Origin of the sequence: Nonomuraea sp. NPDC005692, from assembly GCF_040631115.1 — a bacterium.
Lineage (GTDB): Bacteria > Actinomycetota > Actinomycetes > Streptosporangiales > Streptosporangiaceae > Nonomuraea.
The window spans coordinates 107,513-118,873 of sequence record NZ_JBEXYU010000019.1; the positions used below are offsets into that span (position 1 = coordinate 107,513).

General features: G+C 72.1%; 10 protein-coding genes. 2 read left to right on the top strand and 8 right to left on the bottom strand.

The genetic code is table 11. The annotated features are described in order from the left end of the window. Positions 1 to 40: 40 nt before the first annotated feature. Entirely contained in the window at positions 41 to 844 is an 804-nt protein-coding gene (locus ABZ459_RS32230; protein WP_357978434.1) for a fused MFS/spermidine synthase, read from the top strand. A gap of 15 nt (positions 845 to 859) precedes the next feature. Here the strand turns inward: ABZ459_RS32230 and ABZ459_RS32235 are convergent, their stop codons facing one another. Continuing rightward, a complete protein-coding gene (locus ABZ459_RS32235; RefSeq protein WP_357978436.1) occupies positions 860 to 1,537 on the bottom strand; it encodes a response regulator transcription factor in 678 nt (225 codons plus the stop codon). Continuing rightward, positions 1,530 to 3,272 (bottom strand): ATP-binding protein, encoded by a 1,743-nt coding sequence (locus ABZ459_RS32240; RefSeq protein ID WP_357978439.1) that lies wholly within the window; start codon positions 3,270 to 3,272, stop codon positions 1,530 to 1,532. Before ABZ459_RS32240 ends, ABZ459_RS32235 begins: the two co-directional genes overlap by 8 nt. Positions 3,273 to 3,405: 133 nt before the next feature. Here ABZ459_RS32240 and ABZ459_RS32245 point away from each other — a divergent pair, with 133 nt between their 5' ends. Then, positions 3,406 to 4,782, top strand: coding sequence for a serine hydrolase (locus tag ABZ459_RS32245; protein ID WP_357978442.1), 1,377 nt, complete (start codon positions 3,406 to 3,408; stop codon positions 4,780 to 4,782). Here the strand turns inward: ABZ459_RS32245 and ABZ459_RS32250 are convergent. Genes ABZ459_RS32250 through ABZ459_RS32275 form a run of 6 tightly spaced genes read right to left on the bottom strand, consistent with a single transcriptional unit; the run spans position 4,777 to position 11,339 of the window. Then, on the bottom strand, positions 4,777 to 6,315 hold the full coding sequence (locus tag ABZ459_RS32250) for a glycogen debranching protein (RefSeq protein ID WP_357978445.1): 1,539 nt from the start codon (positions 6,313 to 6,315) through the stop codon (positions 4,777 to 4,779). The genes ABZ459_RS32245 and ABZ459_RS32250 overlap by 6 nt on opposite strands. Beyond that, entirely contained in the window at positions 6,316 to 7,137 is an 822-nt protein-coding gene (locus ABZ459_RS32255; RefSeq protein WP_357978448.1) for a carbohydrate ABC transporter permease, read from the bottom strand. Positions 7,138 to 7,147: 10 nt separating this feature from the next. Then, on the bottom strand, positions 7,148 to 8,077 hold the full coding sequence (locus tag ABZ459_RS32260; protein ID WP_357978451.1) for a sugar ABC transporter permease: 930 nt from the start codon (positions 8,075 to 8,077) through the stop codon (positions 7,148 to 7,150). A 3-nt stretch (positions 8,078 to 8,080) separates the two neighbouring features. Further along, positions 8,081 to 9,370 (bottom strand): sugar ABC transporter substrate-binding protein, encoded by a 1,290-nt coding sequence (locus ABZ459_RS32265; RefSeq protein ID WP_357978454.1) that lies wholly within the window; start codon positions 9,368 to 9,370, stop codon positions 8,081 to 8,083. Between the two features lie 35 nt (positions 9,371 to 9,405). Beyond that, positions 9,406 to 10,161, bottom strand: coding sequence for an SDR family NAD(P)-dependent oxidoreductase (locus ABZ459_RS32270; protein ID WP_357978457.1), 756 nt, complete (start codon positions 10,159 to 10,161; stop codon positions 9,406 to 9,408). After that, a complete protein-coding gene (locus tag ABZ459_RS32275; protein WP_357978460.1) occupies positions 10,158 to 11,339 on the bottom strand; it encodes an NAD(+)/NADH kinase in 1,182 nt (393 codons plus the stop codon). The genes ABZ459_RS32270 and ABZ459_RS32275 overlap by 4 nt, the downstream gene beginning before the upstream one ends. Positions 11,340 to 11,361 lie beyond the last annotated feature (22 nt).

The following is an 11,361-nucleotide window of genomic DNA, read 5'->3' on the forward strand; positions in this document are numbered from 1 at the left end:
GGCACGTGGACAGCGGGAACCGATGCCTGGCCTTTATCCGGTGACGTTCGGCGAGGTCGAGCTTCTCCGGGACCTGGACAGGCAGGACGGCTGGGTGCTGTCCAAGGATGGCGTACCTCAGTCGTACGTTGACCTACAAGACCCGACATTTCTGGATTTCGAGTACGTCCGGCTCATGGCCGACGTCATCGACCTCCTGCCGGAGGGGCCGCTGAGCTGCGTCCACGTCGGGGGCGGCGCGTGCACGATCCCGCGTTACGTCGCGGCCACCCGCCCCGGCTCCCGGCACATCGTGATCGAGCCCGACGGCCTGCTGGTCAACCTGGTCCGCGAGCAGCTCGACCTGCGCTCGGTCCCCCGGCTGAAGGTCATCGTGGCCGGCGGCCGCGAGGGCACGGCCAAGGTGTGGGACGACTCGGCCGACCTGGTCGTGCTCGACGCGTTCACCGGCGCCACGATGCCGGTGGAGCTGGCCACCGCGGAGTACATGGGCGACCTGGCCCGCGTGCTGCGCCCCGACGGCACGCTGCTGATCAACATGGCCGACGGCAAGGGCCTGGCGTTCGCCAAGCGGCTGCTGGCCACGGTGTGCGACGCGTTCCGGCACGTGGCGCTGCTGGCCGAGCCGGGGATCATGCGGGGGCGCCGATTCGGCAACCTGATCGTCGCGGCCTCGCGCACGGAGCTGCCGCTCGACCTGCTGTCCCGCCGCGCGGCCGGCGGCCTCACCCAGGCGCGCTGCGTGCACGGGGAGACGCTGAAGAACTTCATCGGCGGCGCCTACCCCATCAAGGACGGCGACGCCGTGCTCGCCCCGGTCCCGCCCCCGGCCGTCTTCGGCTGAGCCGGCGTAGCGCGGTCAGCGGTCGGACGGGCCCAGGTAGGCCAGGACGGCCGCCACCCTCCTGTGCACGTCGCCGCTGTTCTCCAGCCCCAGCTTGGTGAAGATGGCGTTCACGTTCTTCTCCACCGAGGAGATCGACAGGTGCAGGGCGCGGGCGATGCCGGCGTTGGAGCGGCCGTGGGCCATCTCGCGCAGCACGTCCCGCTCCCTCGGCGTCAGCGACTCCCCCTGCCCGCGGACCTCGCGCCTGGCCAGCAGGCCCTCGACCACCTTGGGGTCGATGACCGAGCCGCCCCCGGCGACCGCCCGGATCGCGCCGAGCAGCTCGTCGAGGTCGCCCACGCGGTCCTTCAGCAGGTAGGCGAACCCGGCCGTCCCGTGCTTGAACAGCTCGAAGGCGAACAGGGCGTCGGAGAACTGCGACAGCACCACCACGCCGGTGTCCGGGTGGCCGGCCCTGATGCGGTGGGCGGCGTCGATGCCCTCGAAGCCCGGCCGCCAGTCGCCGCCGGGCATGCGGATGTCGGTGACGACGACCTGCGGCTCCAGCCTGCGTACGGCGTCCAGCAGCTCGTCGGCGTCGCCGACCGCGCCGACGACGGTCACCTCGCCCGACAGTTCGAGGAGCTGCCGGGTGCCCTCGCGCACCAGGTAGTGGTCGTCGGCGACGACCGTGCGGACGGGCTCAGGCATCGGTCGGCACCCAGGCGTGCATCCTTGTCCCCTTTCCGGGTTCGCTGTCGAGTTCCATGCCGCCGCCCAGCGCGTCCAGGCGGTCGGCGAGCGTGGCCAGGCCCCGGCGGGCGGCGGCGGCCGGGTCGAAGCCCCTGCCGTCGTCGGCGACGGTGGCCCGTACGCGGCCCGGCGCCAGGGTCAGGCGCACCTCGATCCTGGCGGCGGCGGCGTGCTTGAGCGCGTTGGCGACGGCCTCGCTGACGGTGAAGTACATCGCGCCCTCGACCTCGTCGGCGAAGCGGCGGGCCCGCAGCCCGGGGTCGGCGGTGACGGTCGTGGGCACGGGCAGCCCGGAGCAGCGTTCCTCGACGGCCTCCACCAGGCCGCCCTGGCTGAGGGCCGACGGGTGGATGCCGGCGGCCAGCTCGCGCAGGTCGGTGAGCGTCTGGCGGGCCTGCTCGCGCAGGCGGGCCAGCGAGTCGGGGCCGGCGCCGGTGACGCGGGCCAGCTCCAGCCCGGCGATGAGCGCGACGAGCTGCTGCTGCACGCCGTCGTGGATGTTGCGCTCGATCCGCCGCCGCTCGGCCTCCTGGGCGTTGACCAGGCGGGCGACCAGCCCGGCGCTCTGGATCGCCAGCCCGGCGGGCACGGCCAGGGCCTCCAGGAAGCGCCGGTCCTCCCGGTCGTACCGGCCGGCTCGGCGCGGGCCGAGCTCGATGCGGCCGAGGCCGCCGCGCACCGGCACGGTCAGCGCCGTCCCGCCCTCCTCCTCGCCCGCGGCCACCCGGGTCCCGTCGGCCAGCTCCACGGCCGCCCACCTGGCCTCCAGGCCGTCGCGGACGGCGGCGGCGAGCCTGCCGAGCTGCTCGACCGGCTCGGGCGTGGCCGCCAGCGCGGTGCCGAGGCCGGACAGCACCTCGTCCACGGTGGGCCGCAGATCGAAGATCAGGTGGAGGCGGGAGCCCCGCAGGCCGAGCCGGATGTCGAGCAGCCGGTGCCGCACGATCCCCACCAGGACGGCGACCGGCAGCGCCGCCATCACCGTGAGCAGGCCGACCACCGCGGCGCCCCACAACCGCGCGTCCAGCAGGAACAGGAGCAGCACGCCCGCGAAGAGCTGGACGGCGGTGCCGGCGACCATCCAGGCGTACTGTCCGCGCTCGGCAGGCACGCTGCGCCGCCAGCGGACCACGAGCCCGGCGAGGACGACGACGGCCGTCAGGAAGACGAGAAGCTGGCCCAGCGCGCTGGCCAGGGCCGCCCAGATCGACCCGGTCGTCAGCTCGGCCGGCAGCTCGCCGGGCCGAGCCGGGTTGACGCCGAACAGCCCGTTTCCCACCGTGTGCAGGGCGATCGCGACCCCGCCGATCCAGGCCACAGGGCGCCAGCGCCGGGACGGCAGGCGGCCGTCGGGGAAGAGCAGCGGGACGAAGATCCAGGTCAGGCCGTAGAACGTGGCATAGAGCGCGGACAGCCAGACGACGATCGGCCCGCTGTAGTGGAACCTGACGGCCACGCCGGTGCCCAGCGCGCCGAGCCCGAGGCAGGCGGCCGCGGTCAGGAACAGCCAGCCGTACCGCAGGTCGGGGCGGCGGACGGTGAGCAGCCAGCCCAGACCGGGCAGCGCCAGGCCGAGGACGCCGAACGCCCACTCCTGCAGCGGCGCGGGCAGGCCGGACCCCAGCATCGCGCCCGCGAGGGCGCCCCCGGCGCCGATGGTCGCCAGCGACCCGGCGAGCAGCCTGGAACTCATGAACCACCATCGTCAGGGGGAACCGAAAGGGCGTCTATGAGGTTAACCGCACATTCGGTACGGACAGCCCCACCTGCGAGAACGGCGGCCCATATGGTGGGCGCGGGCCCGGCCGCGGCTGTTGGCTGGGCACATGTCTCACTACAGGTTCCCCGCGCTGGCCACGGCCCTCATGGCCGTGGCGGTGACGGCCTGCGCGACGCAGCCCGTGCCCGCCCTGGCCACCATCACCGGGTCCGCCACCGGGTCCGCCACCGGGTCCGCCACCGCCACGCCGACGGCGAGCGCCGCGGTCGAGATCCCCGACACCCCCGTCGGCGGGCAGCTCCGCTGGTTGCTGGAGGCGGTCACCCGGCTGCCCGTCGGCGACGCCGAGCTGGCCGGGCACTTCGCGCCGAGCTTCCTCGAACACATCCCGCCGGCGCAGCTCAACCAGGCGCTGGCCGGGTTCGAGGACATGCGGCTGGACCGGCTGGACCAGGCCCAGGAACGGTCGTTGTCGGCGACCGTCACGGCGGCCGGCAAGGCGTTCACCCTCGCGCTCGGGGTGGACGGCACCGGGAAGGTCGACTACATCCAGTTCACGGGCGTCGCCCCGGCCAGTTGGTCGGAGCTGGACCAGCGGCTGCGCCAGGTGGCGCCGCGGGCCGGCTTCCTGGCCGCCGAGCTGACCGGCGACGGCCGCTGCCGCCCGGTCCACGCGGTGGCCGGCGAGAAGACGTTCCCGCTCGGCTCGATGTTCAAGCTGTACGTGCTGGGCGCGGTGGCCGAGCGGATCAGGAGCGGCGCGTTCGGCTGGGACACCGAGCTCACGATCAGGCCCGAGCTGAAGAGCCTGCCGAGCGGCGAGCTCCAGGACCGCCCGGACAACAGCAAGGTGACGGTGCTGGAGGCGGCCCGGCTGATGATCTCCATCAGCGACAACACCGCCACCGACCTGCTGATCCACAAGGCCGGGCGCAAGGCGGTCGAGCGGGTCGTGCGCTCGTGGGGCGGCGACCGGCGCAACGTGCCGTTCCTGACGACCCGGGAGCTGTTCGTGCTCAAGGCCGCCGACTATCCCCGGCACGCCGAGCGGTACCTGTCGCTCAACACGTCCGCGCGCCGGGCCTACCTCGCCGGGGTCGTGGACAAGGTGCCGCTGTCGAAGGTGCGGCCGTGGGCCGAGCCGCGCGAGCTGGACCGGCTGGAGTGGTTCGCCACGCCCGCCCAGGTCTGCCGCGCCTACGGCGGGCTGGCCCGGCTGAAGGACGCCCGCGTCGGCGAGGTGTTGTCGATCACCGATGCGGGGCTGCGGCTGGACAAGGCGCAGTGGCCCGTGGTGTGGCACAAGGGCGGCTCGGAGCCGGGCCTGCTGGCCATGAGCTTCCTCGCCCGTACGGCCGCCGGCCGGACGTACGTGGTGTCCACCACGGCCGTGAACCCGGACGCCCCCTTCCAGCAGGGCCCGGTGGGCCAGGAACTGCTGGTGCTGACGCGGGGGGCGTTCGCGCTCGTCAAGTCCTCATAGGGCGGCGTGGGCGAGGTCGACGAACAGGGCCGAGGACCAGCCGAAGCCGGTCGTGGCGCGGCCCGCCCGCCGTCCCGTGAGGGGGTTCCAGTACTCGTAGAGGCCGCCGCCGTCGCGCACCATGGCCAGGGTGCGGGCGGCGAGCTCGGCGGCGACGTCCGGGTGGCCCGAGCGGCGCAGGCCGTCGATCAGCAGGTAGTTGACGTTCAGCCAGACCGGGCCGCGCCACATGGCGTCGGGGTCGAAGCGGGGGTCGTCGAAGGCCACCGTGGGGACCGGCCGCTCGGCCCAGAAGGCGGGCGAGGTCAGGTCCTGGACCAGCCGGTCGGCGATCTCGTCCGGGAGGCGGCCGGTGAGCAGCGGCATGAGGTCGAGCGGCGTCCGCACGTCGGCGTCGGCCGCGCCGGCGACCTTGGTGACGAAGCGGCGGCCGTTCCAGCGGCGTTCGACCATGCGGTCCACGAGCGCCTGGGCCCTGGACCGCCACTCGCCGGCGTCCTTGCCGAGCGCCGCGGCGATGTCGCCCAGGCGGTCGTACTGGAGGGCCAGGTAGGAGTTGAGGTCCGGGGGCTCGGCGCGCGGGCCGCCGTCCCAGATGGGGCTGTCGTCCAGGCCCGACGAGTACGGGTGCAGGTACTCGGCCAGGCCGTCGCCGTCCGGGTCGGAGTGGGCGAACCACCACTGCTGCGACCGGACCAGCGGCTCGTAGACCTCGGCCAGGAAGCCCGGGTCGGGGTCCACCTCGTGGATCTTCCACACCGCCCAGGCGGTGAGCGGCGGCTTGGTGACGGGCACGACGTGCCGGATCGGCTCGCCGCCGACGTGCTGGGCCAACCGGGCCAGGTCGGAGCGGGGCAGGTCGGTGGTCTCGGCGAGCACGCCGTGGTCGTGCACCACATCGGGGATCAGGCCGTCGGGACGCTGGTTGTCCAGCAGGATGCGGATCTGCTCCCTGGCCAGGGCGGGGTCGGCGTGCCGCAGGGCGATGGCGTGGAAGTAGGAGTCCCAGTTCCACAGGCCGACGTAGCCGTACTTGGAGGGGATGAGGGATTCCCTGCCCTGGATGCGTACCAGGTTGACGGCCAGCGTCCACCAGGCCTGCTCGGCGCGTTCGCGCAGCTCGGCGGGGACGGCGGGCATCCGGGCGAACCAGGCGGCCCAGCGTTCGGCGGCCTCGGCCAGCACCTTCGCGCCGTCGGTGACGGTCCGCTCGCCGGCGAGGGTGACGCAGCCGTCGATGGCGGCCTCGCCGCCGTCCCAGACGGCCCTGGCGCCCTCGCCGACCGCGACGAGGGTGTCGGGGTCGGCGAAGGCCAGGGTCACGTCACCGTCGAACTCCACCCGGTGGGGCAGGGCCCGGCGCACGCGCAGTTCCCGGGAACCGGCGTAGAACCGCAGACCGGCGCGGACGATCGTGTCGTCGAGCCGGGTCTCGTAGAGCGCCTCGGCGACGCGCAGCGAGCCGTCGTCGGCCGCCATGACGAGCAGCCGCGAGCCGCGCTCGGTGAAGGGGCGTTCGCGCAGGTCCAGCACTTACTTTCCTCCCAGGCCGGAGGCGGCCATCGAGTTGATGATCTTCCGCTGGCCGATCAGGAACGCGATCAGCGTCGGCACCACGGCGATCGCCGAGGCCGCCAGGATCTGCCCGTAGTCGGTCGCGCCGTGCTGCTGGGCGAACTGGCTGAGCAGCAGCGGGACGGTGAACAGCTCCGGCGTGTTCAGGAAGATCAGCGGGAACAGGAACGAGTTCCAGGACGCCAGGAACACGATGATGCCGAGCGCGCCGAGACCGGGCCGGATGTTGGGCAGGACGATGCTCCAGAAGCACCGCCACCGGCCCGCGCCGTCGATCCTGGCCGCCTCCTCCAGCTCGATCGGCACCGCCCTGATGAACTGGCGCAGCAGGAACACCGCGAACGGGTTCGCGATCGTCGGGACGATCAGCGACAGGTGCGAGTCGATCCAGCCGAACTGGGCCAGCATCAGGTAGAGCGGCACGATCGTCACCTGTGACGGCACCATCTGCGTGGCCAGGAACAGCACGAACAGCACGCCCGAGCCCCTGAACCTGATCCGGGCGAAGGCGTAGGCGGCCATGGCCGAGGTGAGCAGGGTGAGCACCACGTTGAGCGCGGCGATGTAGAAGCTGTTCCAGTACGCCAGCCCGAACGGCATGGTCGACAGCGCGTCCGGATAGTTCTGCCAGGTCCAGGGGGCGGGCAGCCAGGCCGTCGGATCGTTGATCATCTGCCGCACGCCCTTGGCGGAGGTGAGCAACATCCACACGAACGGGAACAGCATCAGCAGCCCGCCGATCGTGAGCGCGGCGTGCAGACCGATCTGCCGTGATCTCATGCGTACCGCCTCACGAGTCGTAGTGGACGAAGCGCTTCTGCGCGGCGAACTGGACCAGCGTCACGAGCAGCGTCAGCACCAGCAGGATCAGGGCGGCCGCGCTGCTCGGCCCGAACTCGAACTTCTTGAAGCCGAGATCGAAGATGTGGTACACGATCGTGCGCGCGCCCTCGTTGTCCTTCGGGTCCACCAGCACGTAGATCTGGTCGAACGCCTGGAACGAGCTGATCACCGCGACCACGGTCGAGAAGAAGATCGTGGGCGACAGCAGCGGCAGCGTCACCGACCGGAAGATCCGGAAGGAGCTCGCGCCGTCGATCCTGGCGGCCTCGACGACCTGCGGCGGGATGGTCTGCAGCCCGGCCAGGAAGATCACCACGTTGAGGCCGAGCGAGGACCAGATCGTCACCACGGCGATCGCCACGATGACCCAGCCGGGGTCGAGCAGCCAGTCGGGGCCGCCGACGCCGAACCAGCGCTGGAGCGAGGTGTTCAGCACGCCGTTCTCGTCGCCGGCCAGGATGACCTGCCACATCAGGGCGACCGCCACCGAGCTGGTGACGACCGGCATGAAGTACACGACCCGGTAGATGTTGCTGCCCTTGATGCTGTTCAGTGCCACCGCGATCAGCACCGCGAGGGCGAGCCCGAACGGCACGGTCAGCAGCGCCAGCTTGATCGTGTTCCACACCGCGCGGCCGAACAGCGGGTCGGTGAGCTGGGCGGCGAAGTTGGACAGCCCGGCCCACGACTTCTCGCCGAGCCCGTCCCAGTTCATGAAGGCCAGCACCACGGCGAACCCGAGCGGGATCACCAGGAACACCACCAGCGCGCCGACCTGCGGCGCGAGGAAGATCGCGGCCCACCAGCCGTCGCGGTCGCGCAGCTTCTTGGCGGGCCGCGCGGCGGTCTTGCCGCGCGGCCCGGCGAGCACGGCCATCCGCTAGCCCAGCTTGCCGTCGACGAGGGTCTGCAGCTCGGTCATGCCCTGCTCGAAGCCGAGCTTGCCCTGCCAGACCTTCATCAGGTGCTCGTTGATCGAGGCGGTCAGGCCGGGCACCGAGACCTCTTCGGCGTAGTTCGCGAAGCCGGTGTCACGCACGTCGAGGAACGTCTGGGCGTGCGCGGGGTAGTTGCCGGCCAGCACGACCTGCTCGGCGCCCTTGATCGAGGGCACCGCGCCGCCGTCCTTGAGCCGCAGGAGCTGGCCCTCCTTGCTGACGAACTCCGTCAGGAAGGTGAATGCCTCCTTGGGCTGCTTGGTGCCCTTGTTGAGCGACAGGTACGAGGCCGCCACGGCGCCGGGCATCGGCTCGCCGGTCTCGGACGGGAACGGGACGATGTCGTAGGACTCCAGGTCGCCGCCCTTCTTGATGGTGTCGATCACCCACCGGCCGCCGGCGTAGAAGCCGACCTTGTGCTTCATGAACTGGGTGCCCGCGGTGTTGCTGGCGGGCAGCAGGTCGGCGCTCAGGAACGTCTTGTCCTGGTAGCCCTTGGCCAGGGTCTCCAGCGCCTTGCGGGACTTGGGGTCGGTGGTGGCGACGAACTTGCCACCGTCCCACACCTTGCCGCCGAAGCCGCTGACGACCGAGTACGTCGAGCCGTACCAGTTCCAGAAGATGGACCCGCCCATGCCCGCGGCCTTGAGCTTGGCGTTCATGTCCAGGTACTTGGCCATGGTCCACTGCTTGGACGCGTTGAGTGCGGCCGGGTCCTCGGTGATGCCGGCGGCCTTCAGTGCCTTCTTGTCGTACCAGAGCACCTCGGGGTTGGTGTCGTTCGGGACGCCGTAGATCTGGCCGTCCTTCTTGGCGCCGCCGTACACGCCCTCGAAGAAGTCCTCGGGCTTGCTCTTGGAGTCCGGGCCCGCGAGGTGGTCGTTGAGCGGCGAGACGACACCGGCGGAGACGAACTTGCCGATGTTGTCGTCACCCACGAAGAACACGTCGGGAGCCGTGCCGCTGGTGAGCTGGGCGAGCAGTTTGGGGTGGTAGTCCTCGTACTTGGCGACGGACTCCAGCTTGAGCTTGATGTTGGGGTGACGCTGCTCGAAGTCCTTGGTGAAGGACTCGTAGAGCTTGACGTCCTCCGCCGATCCCCACGTGGACCAGCGGATGGTGACCTGCCCTGCGGCGGCGTTCCCGCTCACGCCTGGAACATTCCCGCCTCCGCCGCTGCAGGCGGTGGCGGCGGTGGCGAGCAGACCCAGTACGGCCAGCGCACGCTTCATGATGGGCTCCTTCGGGGGGGTGGTGCTGTTGTGGGCTACGCGAGCCCGCCGCCGTCGACGACGAGAGCGGAACCGGTGATGTAACTGGCGGCGTCGCTCGCCAGGAAGAGGACGGCCTGGGCGATCTCCTCGGGGCTGCCCGAGCGGCCCATCGGCCGGTCGGCGGCGTCGGCCTCGAAGGCGGCCCAGTCCTCGTTGAGCTGACGGGCCTCGTCCCGCAGCATCGGGGTGTTCGTGTCGCCGGGGTTGACGGAGTTCACCCGGATCCCGGCCTTGGCGTGGTCGATCGCCAGCGCCCTGGTCATGTTGACGACGGCCGCCTTGGAGGCGCAGTAGGAGATCGCGTTCCCACCGCCCTTGAGGCCCCAGCCGGAGCCCGTGTTGACGATCGAGCCGCCCTCGGTCATGAGCGGGATGGCGTGCTTGCACATCAGGAACACCGAGCGCACGTTGACCGCCATCACGCGGTCCCACTCGTCGGCTTCGAGGTCGAGCGCGGTGGTGCGGCGGATGATGCCCGCGTTGTTGAACAGGACGTGCAGGCCGCCGTAGGTGTCCACGGCCGTGCGGGTGATGCGCCGGCAGTCCTCCTCCGCGGACACGTCCCCCTGGACGGCGACCGCGGCCGCCCCCGCCCGCGTGATCTCCTTGGCCGTCTCCTCGGCCCCGGCGCCGTCGATGTCGGCGACGACGACCTGGGCGCCCGCCTCGGCGAAGAGCAACGCCGTCGCCCGGCCGATGCCGGAGGCACCGCCGGTGACGATCGCGACCTTGCCATCGAGCCTGTTCATCCGTAGAACTCCTCACTTGCCGCACAAATGCGATAAATCGTGCTTTCGCGGTATCCGGTGATCACCCGTACGTGCCCGGCCAGCTTCCGGTCCAGTTCCTGGTCCCCGCTGTCGGACAGCAGCGGCCGTCCCCCGAGCCCGGCCAGTTTCTGCTGGGTGGCCAGCACGACCAGGCGGTCGCCGGACCCGTCACCGAGCACCTCGTCGAGCACCCGGGGCGAGACCTGCTGGTTGCCGCGGCCGAGCACGAAGCCCTGGCCGCCGATCACCGACAGCACGATGACCGCCTCCCGGCCGCGTACCAGCTCGAACAGCTCCCCCTCGGTCACGTCGGCGGCCACCAGGTCGGCGCCACCGCCCGCGCGGGCCTCGACCACGTCCACGCCGAGCAGCGCGGTGGCGAGCCCGAGCTCCCTGCCCACGGCCGCCGTGGTGGCGCCGGGACCGAGCACGTAGCGCGCCCCCGGCCGCAGCCGGGCCGCGACCTCCCGGGCGATGCCCTCGACCGTGGCCGGAGCCGCGTCCGAGGAGCCCGCCTTGCGTCCCGACAGGGCCGCGCGACCTGCCGGGACGCGCAGGCTACCGTAGAGCCGGGGGCTGACGAGCCCGCGGCGGTAGCGCTCCTCGTCCAGGTCCACCACCTCGGCCTCGGCGCTCTCCGGCCGGGCCAGGAAGTCGGCGGCCACGAACCCGGCGGTGGCCGGGCTGAGCGCGAAGCACCCCGAGTACACCTTGACCCCCGCCGGGATCCCCAGCACGGGCGGCGCCTGGCCGCCCAGCTCCCGCACGGCGTCGAGCACGTCGCGCGCCGTGCCGTCGCCGCCGGCGAACAGCAGCAGGTCCACATCGGCGAGCGCGGCGACGGCCGCCCGGGTGTCCGCGGCGGTGCTCACGTCGGTGCTCACGTCGGTGCTCATCTCCTGGACGCCGGAGGGCGCCAGCTCGTACGGGACCGCGGCGGCGCGGGCGCTGTCCTCGCCCATCGCCCCCGCCACGGTCACCAGCCGGGCCCCGGGACGGCGGGCGAGCAGCGTGGCGACGGCCTGCGCGGCCCGCCGCCCGGCCTTGGGCTCGGCGCCCTTGGCCAGGGCCGCGCGCTGCACGTCGGCGCCGTCGCTGCCCTTGAGCCCCACGGACCCGCCCAGCCCGGCGACCGGGTTGACGATCAGCCCGATCACGCCGTTCCCTCCGGACGCCATG